Below are 15,701 nucleotides of genomic sequence, written 5' to 3' on the forward strand. Positions count from 1 at the left end.
GGCGGCACCGGCCGAGACATCCGAGATGCGCCGAAGATCTGAGTCAGCGCCGTTGGGGGCGCTCGTGGGCCGGGCCGCACCGGCCGTTCGTGCTCTCGACCGAGCGGAGTGGCTCCGATGTGCTCGGGGGCCCGGCCGGTGTCGGCCGGGCCGTCGACATGGAGCAGTCGCAACCGGTGGAGGACCGGTCGTGACAGATGGACATCCGTCGGCTCAGGCGTCGTTCTGACCGAGGGTATCCAGCAGGTCCAGGTCCGCCTGGGAGAGCCGCAGCGCGCCGGCGGCCGTGTTCTCGGTCAGGTGGCCGGGATCGGATGTGCCCGGGATGGCCAGCACATGTGGCCCTCGGTGCAGGGTCCACGCCAGCCGGATCTGCGCCGGGGTCGCACCGTGTTCGCGCGCGACCGCCAGGATCCGGTCATCGTGGGTGTCACCGGCCGACGCCTCGCGCCGGTTCCCCGAGATCGCGAAGAACGGTACGAACGCGATTCCCTGCTCGCGGCACCTGTCCAGCAGGCCGTCGGCATCCGCGCGCCGCCTGTCCAGGCCGTACCAGTTCTGTACGCAGACCACGGGTGCGATGGCCTGGGCCTCGGCGAGATGCTCCGGGGTGACGCTGGAGATACCCAGATGGCGAATGAGGCCGGCGTCGCGCAGGTCGGCCAGCGCGCCGAAATGGTCGGCGATCGACGTGATCCCGTTCCTGCGCAGGTTGACGACGTCGAGGTGGTCGCGACCGAGTTGACGCAGGTTCTCCTCCACCTGCCCGCGAAGCTGCTCCGGCCTGGCCGTGGGGAGCCACCGGCCTGACGGATCCCGCCCCGGTCCGACCTTGGTGACGATGACCAGGTCGTCGGGGTAGGGGGCCAGAGCCCGATTGATCAGCTCGTTGGCGGAGCGCAGCGGTGAGAAGTAGAACGCGGCGGTGTCGATGTGGTTCACACCCTGCTCGACCGCGCTCCGCAGAATCCTGATCGCGAGGTCCCGGTCGATCGGGGCCCCGTCGGAGTTGCCGGCCATCCCGTTGCCCGTCAGGCGCATCGCGCCGAAGCCGAGCCGGTTGACCTCCCTGTCCCCGAGCTTCCAGGTACCCGAATCCGCTGCGGTAACCATCTTCGTTGCCACCCCTGAACCACTCTCCTTGGCTTTTTGAGCCGCCTCGCCGGGCGCTCTGACCGGGAGGCCTGACGGCCGGTCACTTTGGCCGCGGCCGATCCCGGTCTCGGAGTATGGGGCCCCGCCCGGCGGGGTGAGAAGGCATGGACGGTCGGCGAAAAGTCACATCGCAGACGGGAACGATTCGTCGGTGCGGCGCCGTTGGACATCACGTGAGCGTCGCGCGGGGAGCCTCGCCGACGTGACCCGGGCCGGCCGTCAGGAAACGCCGGTGGAGGCGGGTGAAGGCGGTGGGGCCGGGCCGGCGCGGGAGGAACTCCTTGATCCGCTCGGCGCATTCGCGGGGACTCGCCGTGCCGGTGTCGCACTCCAGGTCGTAGTCGCCGTGGGAGTGAACCCGGTCGTACTGGTGGGCGGCCAGGCCCGGCGGGCGGTCGCCCCGGGCCAGCTCACGACGGGCCAGTTCGTCCAGCGGGCAGTGGACTTTGACGAACAGCACGTCCTCGGGCCGCAGTACCGTGAGGCAGTCGAGCAGTCGCCACGGCTCGCTCAGCACGTGGTCGACCACGACGTCGTTTCCCACCTCGGCCATGGCCGCGATCGAGCGGTGGAAGCCCATCCTGGTCCGCCGCAGTGCGGCGTCCAACTCCTCGGCCCCGAGCTCCCGCTTGCTGCGCATCGCGTTGAAGCCGTCGACCGCCATGTGGAAGAACACGCCGTCGTCCAGGATGTCCAGGAGCTCCCGGGCGATGCTCGACTTCCCTGAGCTGGACGTGCCGTTGAGAAATATGATCCGACCAGGTGTCATGTCGGCATGATCACACAATGCCGCCCCGGCTCAGGCCGCCGGCGCCCGCGTCCGGGAGACCTCCGGCGGACCTCGGCCACCCGGCGCGATTCGCGGGAGACCGTACCCGGAGGGCCGGGCAGGGGCGTCAACGCCGGTCTCCGCACGTCCTCTTGACGCAAGGCGAGCGCTGGGTGAAGCATGCGCAGTACGCCAAAGGTCTGTTTCCGGGCCATTGGCGGCCACAGCACTGTGGGCGCACGTTTCGGATTCCCCCACCGAACCCCCAGGGGTGCGCATGTCCTCCGACCGACACTCACCACACCCGCCGCCGGACCCCGCCGACGCCACCCTGTCGGCGGACGAGCGACGGCTCCGGGAACTCGGCTACACCCAGGAGTTGGCCCGCTCCCTTACCGGGTTCTCCAATTTCGCCGTTTCGTTCTCCATCGTCTCGATCCTCTCCGGCTGCCTGACCCTCTACGGCTTCGGCATGACCACCGGCGGCCCGGTGCTGATCACCTGGGGCTGGCCGGTGGTCGGGCTGATGACGCTCTGCGTCGCGCTCGCCATGGCCGAGATCTGCTCCAGCTTCCCGACCGCCGGCGGCCTGTACTTCTGGGCCGCCAAGCTGGCACCCTCCCGGGCCCCCGCCTGGGCCTGGCTCACCGGCTGGTGCAACTTCATGGGCGGCATCGCCGTCACCGCGAGCGTCGACTTCGGCGCCGCCGCCTTCACCAACGCCTTCCTCGAACTCCAGTGGGGCTACGCCTCCACCCCCGCCCACACCGTCCTGATCTTCGCGGTCATCCTGCTGCTGCACGGGCTGCTGAACACCCGGGGCGTCAGGCTGGTGGCGGTGCTGAACAACGTCAGCGTCTGGTGGCACGTCCTCGGCGTCCTGATCATCGTCGGCGCGCTGGTCGCCATACCGGCCCACCACGCCTCCGCCTCCTTCGTGTTCACCCGCTTCGTGGACGACACCGGCTTCCACAACCCGCTCTACGTCTCCCTGCTCGGCCTGCTGCTCGCCCAGTACACCCTCACCGGCTACGACGCCTCCGCCCATATGACCGAGGAGACCCACGACGCGGCCCGGTCCGGCCCCAGAGGGATCGTCAACTCCGTCGTGGTGTCGCTGGTCGCGGGCTGGATCCTGCTGCTGGGCATCACCTTCGCGATCCGGGACTACGACGGCGCCGTCCACAGCTCCACCGGGGTGCCGCCCGCGCAGATCTTCCTCGACGCGCTCGGCACGCGCGGCGCCGAACTGCTGCTGCTGATCGTCATCGGCGCCCAGTTCTTCTGCGGGATGGCCTCGGTGACCGCCAACTCCCGTATGATCTACGCCTTCTCCCGGGACGGCGCACTCCCCGGATCGCGGATCTGGCACCGGATCGGCCCGCGCAGCCAGACCCCCGTCAACGCGGTCTGGCTCGCCACCGGCGGAGCCTTCCTGCTCGGCGCCCAGGACCTGTGGAACGCCACCGCCTTCGCCGCCGTCACCTCGATCTCCGTCATCGGGCTGTACATCGCGTACGTCATCCCGGTCTATCTGAGACTCCGTCAGGGTGACGCCTTCGAACGCGGACCCTGGCACCTAGGCCGCTGGAGCAGGCCCGTCGGTACCCTGGCGGTCGGCTGGACGGTGCTGATCACCGTGCTGTTCATGCTGCCCACCGTCCGCCCGATCACCGCCACCAGCTTCAACTACACCCCCGTCGCGGTCGCCGTGGTGCTCGGCTCGGCCGGGATCTGGTGGCTGGTCTCGGCCCGGCACTGGTTCACCGGCCCCAAGGTGCAGTCGTTACCCACCGAACCGTCCCAGCGGACAAGCGAACTGGAGAGCAGATGAGCAGCACCCGACTCACCGTCGACCGGCTGCGCGCGCTGGTCGCGGCCGGCGAGGTGGACACCGTCGTCCTCGCCATGACCGACATGCAGGGCCGCCTCCAGGGCAAGCGGATCGCCGCCGAGTACTTCCTCAGCGACGTCCTGCCCGGCTCCGCCGAGGGCTGCGGCTACCTGCTCGCCGTGGACGTCGAGATGAACACCGTGGACGGCTACGAGAACTCCTCCTGGGAGACCGGCTACGGCGACTTCGTCCTCAGGCCGGACCTCGCCACCCTGCGCATGGTCCCCTGGCATCCCGCCACCGCCATGGTCCAGTGCGACGTCACCGACCACGACGGCAATCCCGTCCCCGTCTCACCCCGGCAGGTGCTGCGCCGCCAGCTGGAACGGCTCGCCGGCTACGGCTGGAAGGCCTACGTGGGAACGGAGTTGGAGTTCATCGTGTTCCGAGACAGCTACGAGGAGGCCTGGCACAAGGACTACCGGCAGCTCACCCCCGCCAACCAGTACAACAGCGACTACTCCATCCTCGGCACCGCGAAGATCGAACCGCTGCTGCGCCGCCTGCGCAACGAGATGGCCGGCGCCGGACTCACCGTCGAGTCGGCCAAGGGCGAGTGCAACCTCGGCCAGCACGAGATCGCCTTCAAGTACGCGGACGCGCTGACCACCTGCGACAACCACGCCGTCTACAAGACCGGCGCCAAGGAGATCGCCGGGCAGGAGGGGTACAGCCTCACCTTCATGGCCAAGTACAACGAACGCGAGGGCAACTCCTGCCACATCCACTTCAGCCTGCGCGACGAGGACGGCTCAGGCGTGCTGGCCGGCGACGGTCCGCACGGCTTCTCCAAGGCGATGGAGCACTTCCTGGCCGGCCAACTCGCCTGCCTGGGCGAGTTCGCCCTGCTGCTCGCCCCGACCGTCAACTCCTACAAGCGCTACGTCGCGGGCAGCTTCGCGCCCACCGCCATCGCCTGGGGGCGTGACAACCGCAGCTGCGCCCTGCGGGTGGTCGGCCACGGGCCCTCGCTGCGCTTCGAGAACCGGGTGCCCGGCGGTGACGTCAACCCCTACCTCGCGGTCGCCGCGACCATCGCCGCCGGGCTGTACGGGATCGAGCAACAGCTGGAGCTGGAGGCGGAGTTCACCGGCAACGCGTACGCCTCCGACGCGCCGCGCGTCCCCGCCACGCTGCGCGACGCCGTCGCCGCCTTCGAGCGGAGCGAAGCGGCCGCGCTCGCCTTCGGCAAGGACGTCGTCCGGCACTACACCCACGCCGGCCGGGTCGAACTGGCCGCCTTCGACGCGGCGGTGACCGACTGGGAACGGCGCCGCGGATTCGAGCGGCTGTGACGGCCGCGACCGCCGGCGGGGGCCGGCCGCTGATCGGGATCACCGGCTACCTCAGCGAGGCCGCCTGGGGCGTCTGGCACCAGAGCGCCGCCCTGATCCCGCAGCTCTACGTGGACGCCGTCACCAGGGCCGGCGGCACGGCCGTCCTGCTGCCTCCCCAGACCGAGGGCGCGGAGGGGGTGCTGGAACGGATCGACGGACTGCTGCTGGCCGGCGGACCCGACATCGACCCCGCCCGCTACGGCGCCGCCCCGCACCCGAGGACCGACCGGCCCCACACACTGCGCGACACCTGGGAGTCGGCGCTGCTCGCCGGAGCACTGGAGCGCGACCTGCCCGTCCTCGGCGTCTGCCGGGGCCTGCAACTGCTCAACGTCGCCCACGGCGGCACCCTGATCCAGCACCTGCCCGACCACCTCGGCGACGAGGGGCACCGGATCGCCCCCGCCACCTACCAGCAGCAGGCCGTGACCATCCTGGCCGGCAGCCGGCTCGGACGGATCCTCGGCCAGACCGCCAAGGTCCCCTGCTACCACCACCAGGCCGTCGGACGCCTCGGCACCGGCCTCACGGCCACCGCCTGGAGCGTGGACCACAGCATCGAGGCCCTGGAACGGCCGGACCGCGGCTTCACCGTCGGCGTCCAGTGGCACCCCGAGGCCGACCCGGCCGACCTCCGGCTCTTCGCAGCCTTCGTGAGGACCAGCAGCCGCAAGGAGGACCCCGAATGACCGAACCCGACCTCTTCCAGGTGGTCAACCCGGCCACCGAGGAGGTGATCGAGACCGTCGCCATGGCCACCGTCATGGAGACCGACGCCGCGATCGCCCGGGCGAAGGCCGCCTTCGAGACCTGGCGACGGGTCACCCCCGCCGACCGCGCCCGGCTGCTGCGGGCCTTCGCCGCCGCGGTCGACGCCGACCTGGAGAACCTGGCCCGGCTGGAGGTCGCCAACGCCGGGCACACCGTGGGCAACGCCCGCTGGGAGGCCGGCAACGCCCGCGACGTCATCGAGTACTACGCCGCCACCCCGGAACGGCTCTTCGGCCGCCAGATCCCGGTCGCCGGCGGCCTGGACGTCACCTTCCAGGAGCCGCTCGGCATCGTGGGCGTCATCGTCCCCTGGAACTTCCCGATGCCGATCGCCGCCTGGGGTTTCGCACCCGCCCTGGCGGCCGGCAACACCGTCGTCCTCAAGCCCGCCGAACTGACCCCGCTGACCGCGCTGCGGCTCGCGGAACTGGCCAGGACCGCCGGTCTGCCCGAGGGAGTGCTCCAGGTCCTGCCCGGACGCGGCCCGGTGGTCGGCCGGCGTTTCGTCACCCACCCCGACGTCCGCAAGGTGGTCTTCACCGGCTCGACCCGGGTCGGTAAGGCCGTGGCCGCCGGATGCGCCGAGCAGGTCAAGCCGGTCACCCTGGAACTGGGCGGCAAGAGCGCCAACATCGTGTTCGCCGACGCCGACCTGGCCAGGGCCGCCGCGAGCGCGCCGTACGCGGTCTTCGACAACGCGGGGCAGGACTGCTGCGCCCGCTCGCGCCTCCTGGTCCAGGAGTCCGTCCTCGACGAGTTCATGGCGCTGCTCGAACCGGCCGTCCTGGGGGTGCGGGTCGGCGACCCGCGCGACGAGAAGACCGAGATGGGGCCGCTGATCTCCGCCGCCCAGCGCGACCGGGTCGCCTCCTACGTCCCCGACGGGGCGCCGGTCGCGGTGCAGGGGCTCACCCCCGAGGGCCCGGGCTTCTGGTTCCCGCCCACCGTGCTCTTCCCCGTGGAGGGCGACTCGCCGGCCTTCACCGAGGAGATCTTCGGCCCGGTGGTCGCGGTGGTCCCGTTCCGGGACGAACAGGACGCGCTGCGGATCGCCAACCGGAGTGACTACGGGCTCTCCGGCTCCATCTGGACCAGGGACGTGGGCCGGGCGCTGCGGGTCGCCCGAGGCGTGGAGGCGGGCAACCTCTCCGTCAACTCCCATTCCTCGGTGCGGTATTCGACACCCTTCGGCGGTTTCAAGCAGTCCGGCCTCGGCCGCGAGCTCGGGCCCGACGCGGTACTCGCCTTCACCGAAACCAAGAACGTCTTCATCTCGACCGAGGAGTGAGCACAGTGACCCAGCGACTGACCGGCCGGGTGGCCGTCATCACCGGCGCAGGCAGCGGCATCGGACTGGCCACCGCCAAGCGGTTCGCCGCCGAGGGCGCCAAGGTGGTCTGCGTCGACCTGAACGAGGACAGCGGGCGGAAGGCCGCCGCCGAGGTGGACGGCCTGTTCATCCAGGCGGACGTGACCGACGAGGACGCCGTCCGGGAGATGTACGAGCGGGCCGTGCGCGAGTACGGCAGCCTGGACATCGCCTTCAACAACGCTGGCATCTCCCCACCGGACGACGACTCGATCCTCACCACCGGCCTGGAGGCCTGGAAGCGGGTCCAGGACGTCAACCTGACCAGCGTCTACCTGTGCTGCAAGTACGCCATCCCCCACATGCAGCGCCAGGGCAAGGGCTCGATCATCAACACCGCCTCCTTCGTGGCGGTGATGGGCGCGGCGACCTCGCAGATCTCCTACAGCGCCTCCAAGGGCGGAGTGCTCTCCATGTCACGGGAGTTGGGCGTCCAGTTCGCCCGCGAGGGCATCCGGGTCAACGCCCTGTGCCCCGGCCCCGTCAACACCCCGCTGCTCCAGGAGCTGTTCGCCAAGGATCCCGAGCGCGCCGCGCGCCGCCTGGTCCACATCCCGCTCGGCCGGTTCGCCGAACCCGAGGAGATCGCCGCCGCCGTGGCCTTCCTGGCCAGCGACGACGCCTCGTTCATGACCGCCAACACCTTCCTGGTGGACGGCGGCATCTCCGGAGCGTACGTCACCCCGCAGTGACCGCCCCGGTGGCCGGGTGCTGCCGGACACGGATGCGGCGCAGGACGCGGCCGAGGTGCGGTCACCCGTGCACGGCGGGTATGCCGAAGAGGTCGGAACCAGCGTCGGAGTAGGCCCGCCGGGGCATGCTCCGGCCTCTCGCAACCGGGGGCGTTGCGGTCGCTGCGCAGCGCCCCCGGGCAGAGCTCGGCCTGTTACTGGCCGGCTGCGGCTACCGGCCTGTCCTCCTTGGGGCCGGCGATGGGGAGCGTGGCAAGGAAGGCGCTGAGTTCTTCCTGCTGCTCGGGGGTGAAGCCGCGCTTGAGTATGAAGCCGCGTGCCCTCTTGGCCTGGTAGATGAAGACGAACTCCTCGGTGTCCATGACCCGCTCGAGCGACGACCAGGCGAGCGTCGTGTGGGAGCCGGGCCGGCGGACGCTCACTTCTTCCTCGGTGATTGTCACCTCGGCGGGGTTGTTGAACACTGCCATCATGCGCTTCGCGGAGATGCGGGTCCCGACGGTCAGTTGCAGCAGGCTCATCAGGCCGAATGCCAGACTGATGGCGCCGAGGGTAATGGCCTTCTTCGTGCTGATCTCCAGGAGGCCGGTGATCAGCAGGCCGGTGCAGCAAGCCCACAGGGCTTCACGTCGGCTGGAGAAGGCCTGCTTGTTGGCTCGTAGGAGTTCCTGCCGGGTGACTTCGTAGGTGGCGGTGAGGTGCATGACCGTTCTCCTGTCGCGAGGGGACGGATCATCATCGCGTACCCGCCCGACAGTCTTGATCTTGGGCTGGCCGCAGCCTGGACCTTGATCTCGCCCTCGTCGGCTCCCGGCTTGTCGGGCGCCCACCGTGCCGCTTGGACGACCAGTGCCATCTCGACTCGCCGAGCCGCTAGTTGAGCGTGATCGACCACGTCAGAGAGCTACCCGCACGCCTGAATCCCCCGCACGCGAAACCCCGGCCCGGACGCCCGCGGACGTGTCCTGGACGACCGTCGAGGAGCTGCACTTGGTGCTGCACCGAAACAAGTCGCCCTGCGACTGGCTGCGCGGCTACACGGAGCAGGCCGCCGTCGGGTTCGGGAGCCACGCAGAGGCGGTGAAGCGGTGAGTAGGAGGCGAGTCTCCGTGGTGAGCAACCGGGCCCCACCCGCGTAGTTTCAGTTTCGCCGTCGAGGAGGCGGCGTGTCTTCCTCCTCGTTGGTGATCTTGTTTCCCACTCGAATCCCTAACCTGCCGCTACAGACCTGGTTGGCAACCGAAGGCCGGCCGACGGACGTAAGGCGGAACCCCCCATGGAAGACTTGATCACTCTGGATGAGTCCGGCCGCATGGTACCCACCGATCGGGAAGCCCTCGCTCAGATGGTTGCCACCCTGCTCGACGGCCCGCTCGATCAGCCCGCACTCCTGCGTCGGGCAGGTGTGGGGCTTCTGGTGTTGGGCCGCTCCGACGAGGCCATCACCACACTGACACAGGCGCTGGCGCTCGCGGACAGGAAACTCGCCATCGCCGTCCATATCAACCTGGGCGACGCACACCGCTACTCCGGCGATCTGGAAGCCGCGGAGCCCCAGTACCAAGTGGCCTTCCAGCTCGCTGAAGCCCACGCGCCGGACATGCTGTACTTCTGCTTCCAACATCTGGGCAAGCAACGCCTGGACCAAGGCCGGACCAAGGAGGCCCGAGCCCTGTTGGAGGAAGCGTTGCAGCAGCGACGCGCCGAGGGAGATCCCACCCTCATCGCTGCCACCAGGACTGCGCTGCGGCTGGTCGACCAAGCCGAAGGTGCGGCGAGGACAGCGGACGGGCTCTTTGAAATCAGTGACTGAACAGTGCTACAAGCCAGGAGAGCTGATGCCGACCGAGCTGGAGTTCCGCGCCACGGCCAAGCCCGACCACGGTCTGATCCAGGTGTACGACTCGGATGCCTACCTTCCTGACTCCGTGGCTGCTGAGCGGTGCAGGGCGACCGTGGTGGCCAGTAGTGGGCGCCAGCTGTACTTGCACAGCTTGCAGGGCACGGCACCCGCGGAGATCATCATTCGGGTATGGGAAGGACCTGCGCCGACGCCAGAGGCCGGTTGGGAGCCGGAAGGACAGGCTGCGGCCGTCCTTGACAGCCCGACTGGGCTGCTGGTCATCAGGGCCTTCGTCCCCGAGATCGCCGGCGAGATCGACCTTCCGCGCCCTGGCATCTACGCCGCTCACGTCTCCTGGCGGGGGCGGGAGGCGGCGGCAGAGCAAGAGGCCAGGCTCATGAGGCGTCTTCCGGAGCCAGACAGTCAGGAGCTGGACGCTGTCTTCGCGGCTCACAGTGACGTCCTCGAAACCTACCGGATCGACCTCTGGTGGCAGTTCGAGTCCGAGTCGGATGCTGAGGACGACTGGAACTAGCCGGCTTCCCATGACCTCAACACAACCCGCGCCCTCGACCTCCTCGGCTGGAAGACCGAACTCACCGTCGAGGACGGCATCAGCGATTCCCTGCGCCGGATCGACCAGCGCGAAACCATCCTCGGCACCATGGGGAAGGGGATATTCGAGGTGTCATCCCACGCTGCAAGGGCGTCGAGACACTCTGACCCTCGCATGGCTGATTCCGACCGGGAGCCGGGCACTGACCAGGTATTCCGGTCGACACTGTCCCGCCGAGTCGAATCGCCGTGCCGGCCTCAACCTGCGGGATGTGACCCTAGTGCCGACCGGCAGTGAACGGCCCCCGCAGTGGCCGCTCCGGCGGCCCGGCTCCGCCGAACTCGGCGTGGGGGAACTGCTGTTCGGGGCGTGTGATGTGGCCCCGCGCTCGGGGGGATGCGCGGGGCCACGGATCCAAGTGTGCACCAGATGGCGGGGTGGTGAGGGGTGATCGGCATTCCCCGTGCGGGGATTCGGCGGATTCAGTGGATCACGGAGAGCGCGTCGCCCTGGTAGCGGGCGCCCGCGTTCCAGAGCAGGAACGACGGCATTCCGTTCTCGGCCGCGGCCCGGATCTGGTCCGTGACCTCCTTGGGTCCGTAGTGCACGCCCAGGGAGAAGTCCTGCAGCCACGGGATCACCTGGGCCTGGGTGCCGTCGGTCTTCCTGGCGAAGTCGGCCAGGGAGCGGCGGACGATGTCGTACGGCTGGGCGTTGGGATCGGCCACGTTGTACTCGCCCGGGCCCCAGTGCGACGGATAGACCATGGGGGCGATGTAGTCGGCCTGTCTGGCCAGGGCGCCGATCTCCTGGGCGATTTCGAGCGGGCGGGTGGCCGCGATCCCGAAGACCGACACGCCCAGGAAGGTGCCCTGGTCGCCGAGCTTGTTCCGGGTCTCGGCCACGAAGTCCGCGATGCTCTGCTCGGGGGTGGTGCCGCCGAGCTCGGGGAAGGCCATGGTGGTCAGCGGACCGTCGGGGCGGCGCACGTAGTCGTAGAGGATGTCGTCGAAGCCCAGTGAGGCCGCCTCGACGGCGAGGGCCTGGTTGTAGTCGCGGACGGTGCGGTCGGCGAAGTTGGTGAAGGAGAGCTGGCCGTAGTTGCCCCCGTGGTACGCCTCGCCGCCGGGGGTCTGGACCACGCGCTCGCGGTGGCCGCCCTGCCAGGAGGCGGTGGCGAGGATCGGGTCGCGGAAGGCGACGATGCGTCCGACCACCTGGGCCCCCGCCTTGTGCAGCGCGTCGATGGTCGCCCGGGCGTCGTAGTAGCCCTTGGCGGAGCCGATCTCCTTGGCCAGCGGCACCTGGGAGGCGTAGCCGACCTCGCCGTTCTCGTCCTTGATGTCCAGTTCCACCGCGTTGAGCTTCTTCTGCCGGAGCAGGTCCAGGATGCCGTTGCGCAGCGGGTCCGAGGTCCAGCCGAGGGCGGTGAGGTGCGCCGCGCGCAGCAGCGGGTGGGTCCTGGTGGCGCGGACGGTGTCGGTGGTGCTGTTGCCCGCCCGGTCGGTGGCGACGACCTTGATCGTGGGCGGCGGGTCGGCCACGTTGACCGAGAAGGTGCCGTCGGCGGCCACCGGGGCCCTGACGCCCTCGACCACGACCCCGGCGGCGTTCTTCGCGGTGCCGTGTACGGTCACGGGGGAGTGGGGCCGGCCCGCCGCGACCTTCTCCAGGTGGAGGGCGGGCGCCGTGGTGGCGACGGTGAAGGTCCGGGTGATGGTCGCCCTGGTGAACGGCAGCCGGCCCGCACCCTGGACGGACACCTGGTGCTCCCCGTCGGGCAGGGCGGTCGGCCGCAGATGGAGCTCCCGGCCGTCGCGGTGCGTGGGGACGGGGCTGCCGTCGAGCGTGACCTTGAGCGACTTCAGCGTGGAGTCCTCGTCGGCGGTGACGACCAGGTCGAGGGAGCGGGCGGTGGCCGCGTTGAACCACTGCCGGTCCTGGACTCCGTGCAGGTGGATACCGGCGGACGGGGTGCCCAGAGCGAACGCGCCCAGGGCCGCGCAGGCCGCGGCTATGCCCGCGGTGAGCAGCAGCCGGCTCCTGCGGGACCGCAGGAGGACGCGCGTCTCCCGTGGCCGGCGCCTGGGGACCCGGCACAGGAGCCGTCTTCTCCGGGAGGCGCCGCTGGCGAAGGATGGGCACATGGAGGCACCGCCTGTCATCTGATGGATGGATTTCTCCTATATCTCCCTCAATGTGCTTGACCTCGCAACACGGCCGGGCGGCAGCTGACCGGGACTCACCCGCGCTGGACGCTCCCCGGGCGCCGGCCGGTCCAAGGCCGTCCGCCCCGCCGTAGCTCGTCAGGGTCAACCGTTGGGCTGTTCGGGACCGCTGAGGTGCGGGGGAAGGGCGACCGCGGTGAGGCTGAGGGCAGTTCCCGCGACCAGGAGGCCCCATGCGCCGCTCCGCCGTGTTCCTGTCCGCCGTGGTCCTCCTCCTGGCCACCGCCTCCTGCGCCGGGTACCCGCCGGACGGCTCCGCCCCCGCGCCGGCACCCGCCGCCTCCGCGAGCCAGACCCGGTCCGCACCGCCCGGGCCCGAGACCGTGCGGGCGAACGAGCTGGGCAGTGTTCCGGTCCTGATGTACCACCAGCTCAGCGACCACCCGGCGAGTGTCTACGACCGCACCGCGGCGGACTTCCGGGCCGAGCTGGAGCGGCTCGCCCGGGAGAACTACGTGCCCGTCACCGCGGCCGAGTTCACCAGCGGCCGGATCGACATCCCGGCCGGTACCCATCCGGTGGTGCTGACCTTCGACGACTCCACCAACAGCCAGGTCCGGCTGGACGCGAAGGGCGACCCGGTACCGGACAGCGCGCTGGGGATCCTGCTGGACGTCGCCAGGGTCCACCCCGCCTTCCGCGCCACCGCCACCTTCTTCGTCAACGGTTCCGCCTTCTCCACCACCGGCACCGCCGCCGCGCTCGGCTGGCTCACCCGGCACGGCTTCGAGGTGGGGAACCACACGCTGCACCACTCCAACCTGGCCACCCTCGACGCGGCGGGTGTGCAGGAGGCCATCGCGAGTGAGCTGGCGGAGATCACCAAGGCCGTTCCCGGCACGACCGTGCAGTCCCTGGCCCTGCCCTACGGGGCGATGCCCAAGCCCGGCTCGCTCGCCGTGGCGGGCAGCGCGGGCCCGGTGGCCTACCAGCACCGCGGTGTCTACCTGGTGGGGTCCAACCCGTCCCGCTCGCCGTTCGACGCCGCCTTCGACCCGGCCGCGATCCCGCGGATCCGCTCCGAGGCGGCCAGCGGCCCGGAGGCCGCTTTCGGCTCGACCACCTGGCTGGACCGGCTGGCGGCGAATCCCGCCGACCGCTACACCTCCGCGGGCGATCCGGACCATGTGACGTTCCCGAAGGCCAGGGCGGCGCAGCTCGCCAAGTCGCTGCAGTCCCGGGCCCGCCCGTACTGAGCCGGGCCGCGGCCCCGGTGCGGGGCCGTCCGCTCCCCGGGGCGTGTCCGGCGACTCCCGCCGCGCGCCGACCCGACGCGAACCGTCGGACAGGCCCAGGGTGAGCGCGGTCGGTCGGATCGCATAGTCGTCAAGTCGGGTTTCTGACAGGCGAATCAGCATGGGCATGACGTGATTTCGGCGGTACCTTGTTCGGCGCTCGGGCCGTTCACCCCCACTCGAAGGGCCAACTCCCATGCGCAGGAACCGACTTGTGATCGCCGCCGTGTCGGCGGTCACCACCCTGGCAGCGGTCGCGCTGCCCGCTCTGACCCAGGCCGACACCGCCTCCGCCGGACCGGCGGCCCAGGCGTTCGTCTTCCGGGTCCCGATCCACAAGGCCGGCGACCCGCAGAAGCTGCTCGCCGGCGGCTTCGACGTCCTGGAACGGCGCCAGGGCGACGACCTGTTCGTCCTCGGCGACACGGCGGCCGGAGCGCGGCTGCACCGGCTCGGGTTCACCTGGTCCGTGGACCGGGTCGTGCCCGGCGGGCACAGCAGCGCGCAGACCGTCCACGTGGCGGGCGTCGACGACACGTACTACGGCGGCTACCGCACGGTCGACGCCCAGTACGCGCACCTGGACCAGACCGCCGCCGCGCACCCCGACCTGGCCACCGTGGTGACCTACGGCCAGTCCTGGCGCAAGCAGAACGGGCAGCAGGGCGGCTACGACCTGAAGGCCGTCTGCATCACCAAGCTGGGACCGGGCGACTGCCAGCTCAATCCGGACTCGCGCAAGCCCCGGTTCTTCCTGATGAGCCAGATCCACGCCAGGGAGATCACCACCGGCGAGGTCTCCTGGCGCTGGATCGACTACCTGACCGGTGGCTACGGCACCGACCCCACCGTCACCTCGCTTCTGGACTCCACCGAGCTGTGGGTGGTGCCGATCGCCAACCCCGACGGCGTCGACATCGTCCAGCAGGGCGGCGACAATCCCAACCTGCAGCGCAAGAACGCCGACGACGTCAACGGCTCCTCCTGTGGCTTCGGCGGCCAGAGCGGCATCGACCTGAACCGCAACGCCGACTCGCACTGGGGCACCAGCGGCAGCTCGGACCAGCCCTGCGACGAGACCTACCTCGGACCCAACCCGGACTCCGAGACCGAGAACACCGCCCTGGAGAACCTCTTCCGCGAGCTGTACCCGGCCGTGCGCGGCAGCGGGGACTCGGCTGCGGCCCCGCTCGACGCCCGCGGTGTCATGATCTCCCTGCACAGTGACGCCAGCATGGTCCTCTTCCCCTGGGAGTACGACCACACCGTGCACACCGGCAACGACGCCGCGCTGCGCGCCATGGCCGCCCGGATGGGTGCGATCACCGGCTACCAGTACGGCCAGGCCGGCGAGATCCTCTACGACGCGTCCGGCGGTACCGACGACTGGACCTACGACAAGCTCGGCCTGGCGAGCTTCACGATCGAGATCGGCGACAGCGACGGCCGTGGCTGCGACGGCTTCCTGCCGCCCTACAGCTGCCAGGACGGCTACTTCTGGCCCAAGCTCCAGCCCGCCCTGCTGTACGCCGCCCAGCACGCCGCAGCGCCCTACCGGACCACCGCGGGCGGCTGACCCGAAGCTGCGGCGCCGGCCCGGCCGGACGCCGGGCGGGCCGGTCAGCCGCCGAGGCCGGTGTGCGGCGCCCGGTCCGCCGGCCCGACGGTGAACCGGGAGAACCGCACCCGCGGCCCCTCGCGGTGAGCAGCAGTACGGACCGGCCGAGGCCGCGAGGTCCTCGGCCGTCCGAACGGCCGCGGGTGACCACGGCGCCCAAGTACGGCGTTCCGTCGGTCAGTTCGATGCCGGTCCTGATCCGGTTCTGCTCGTCCACGGCGTACCGGCAGGCTC

Annotated in this window: 14 protein-coding genes; 10 read left to right on the forward strand and 4 right to left on the reverse strand. The window is 70.4% G+C overall.

Translation table 11 applies throughout. The features are described from left to right. Positions 1-213 precede the first annotated feature (213 nt). Positions 214-1,113 carry an oxidoreductase gene (locus ACSMTC_RS37270; RefSeq protein ID WP_436564180.1) on the reverse strand — a complete coding sequence of 300 codons (900 nt, stop codon included), beginning with the start codon at positions 1,111-1,113 and terminating at the stop codon, positions 214-216. A 211-nt stretch (positions 1,114-1,324) separates the two neighbouring features. After that, positions 1,325-1,924, reverse strand: a complete 600-nt coding sequence (locus ACSMTC_RS37275; protein ID WP_436564181.1) for a chloramphenicol phosphotransferase CPT family protein — start codon at positions 1,922-1,924, stop codon at positions 1,325-1,327. A 277-nt stretch (positions 1,925-2,201) separates the two neighbouring features. Between ACSMTC_RS37275 and ACSMTC_RS37280 the strand changes: the two genes are divergently transcribed. The 5 genes from ACSMTC_RS37280 to ACSMTC_RS37300 are packed head-to-tail and all read left to right on the forward strand — an operon-like array spanning position 2,202 to position 7,987. Then, positions 2,202-3,758, forward strand: coding sequence for an amino acid permease (locus tag ACSMTC_RS37280; protein WP_436564182.1), 1,557 nt, complete (start codon positions 2,202-2,204; stop codon positions 3,756-3,758). Beyond that, complete coding sequence (locus tag ACSMTC_RS37285) at positions 3,755-5,113, forward strand: glutamine synthetase family protein (protein WP_436564183.1); 1,359 nt, start codon at positions 3,755-3,757, stop codon at positions 5,111-5,113. Before ACSMTC_RS37280 ends, ACSMTC_RS37285 begins: the two co-directional genes overlap by 4 nt. Then, a complete protein-coding gene (locus tag ACSMTC_RS37290) occupies positions 5,110-5,844 on the forward strand; it encodes a gamma-glutamyl-gamma-aminobutyrate hydrolase family protein (protein WP_436564184.1) in 735 nt (244 codons plus the stop codon). The genes ACSMTC_RS37285 and ACSMTC_RS37290 overlap by 4 nt, the downstream gene beginning before the upstream one ends. Further along, the gene (locus tag ACSMTC_RS37295) at positions 5,841-7,214 is read left to right on the forward strand and encodes an aldehyde dehydrogenase family protein (RefSeq protein ID WP_436564185.1); all 1,374 of its coding nucleotides are present in this window, start codon (positions 5,841-5,843) and stop codon (positions 7,212-7,214) included. The genes ACSMTC_RS37290 and ACSMTC_RS37295 overlap by 4 nt, the downstream gene beginning before the upstream one ends. Beyond that, entirely contained in the window at positions 7,211-7,987 is a 777-nt protein-coding gene (locus ACSMTC_RS37300) for a 3-oxoacyl-ACP reductase (protein ID WP_436564186.1), read from the forward strand. The genes ACSMTC_RS37295 and ACSMTC_RS37300 overlap by 4 nt, the downstream gene beginning before the upstream one ends. Before the next feature lie 194 nt (positions 7,988-8,181). Here ACSMTC_RS37300 and ACSMTC_RS37305 read toward each other — a convergent pair whose 3' ends face one another. After that, complete coding sequence (locus ACSMTC_RS37305; protein ID WP_436564187.1) at positions 8,182-8,691, reverse strand: YcxB family protein; 510 nt, start codon at positions 8,689-8,691, stop codon at positions 8,182-8,184. 256 nt (positions 8,692-8,947) lie between these two features. Between ACSMTC_RS37305 and ACSMTC_RS37310 the strand changes: the two genes are divergently transcribed. The 3 genes from ACSMTC_RS37310 (at position 8,948) to ACSMTC_RS37320 (ending at position 10,365) form a co-directional block, all read left to right on the forward strand. Further along, positions 8,948-9,079 carry a hypothetical protein gene (locus ACSMTC_RS37310; RefSeq protein WP_436564188.1) on the forward strand — a complete coding sequence of 44 codons (132 nt, stop codon included), beginning with the start codon at positions 8,948-8,950 and terminating at the stop codon, positions 9,077-9,079. Between the two features lie 184 nt (positions 9,080-9,263). Further along, positions 9,264-9,800: a tetratricopeptide repeat protein gene (locus tag ACSMTC_RS37315; protein ID WP_436564189.1), complete on the forward strand. Its 537-nt coding sequence runs from the start codon at positions 9,264-9,266 to the stop codon at positions 9,798-9,800. A 25-nt stretch (positions 9,801-9,825) separates the two neighbouring features. Then, positions 9,826-10,365, forward strand: a complete 540-nt coding sequence (locus tag ACSMTC_RS37320) for a hypothetical protein (RefSeq protein ID WP_436564190.1) — start codon at positions 9,826-9,828, stop codon at positions 10,363-10,365. A gap of 503 nt (positions 10,366-10,868) precedes the next feature. Here the strand turns inward: ACSMTC_RS37320 and ACSMTC_RS37325 are convergent. Continuing rightward, positions 10,869-12,533, reverse strand: coding sequence for a putative glycoside hydrolase (locus tag ACSMTC_RS37325; RefSeq protein WP_436564191.1), 1,665 nt, complete (start codon positions 12,531-12,533; stop codon positions 10,869-10,871). 254 nt (positions 12,534-12,787) lie between these two features. On the opposite strand from ACSMTC_RS37325, the gene ACSMTC_RS37330 reads away from it, so the two are divergent. Together ACSMTC_RS37330 and ACSMTC_RS37335 are read left to right on the forward strand one after the other, a co-directional pair. Further along, positions 12,788-13,810, forward strand: a complete 1,023-nt coding sequence (locus ACSMTC_RS37330; protein ID WP_436564192.1) for a polysaccharide deacetylase family protein — start codon at positions 12,788-12,790, stop codon at positions 13,808-13,810. A 235-nt stretch (positions 13,811-14,045) separates the two neighbouring features. Continuing rightward, complete coding sequence (locus tag ACSMTC_RS37335; protein ID WP_436564193.1) at positions 14,046-15,425, forward strand: M14 family zinc carboxypeptidase; 1,380 nt, start codon at positions 14,046-14,048, stop codon at positions 15,423-15,425. Positions 15,426-15,701 lie beyond the last annotated feature (276 nt).

The organism is Kitasatospora sp. HPM-01-4, from assembly GCF_051374625.1.
Taxonomy (GTDB): Bacteria; Actinomycetota; Actinomycetes; order Streptomycetales; family Streptomycetaceae; genus Kitasatospora.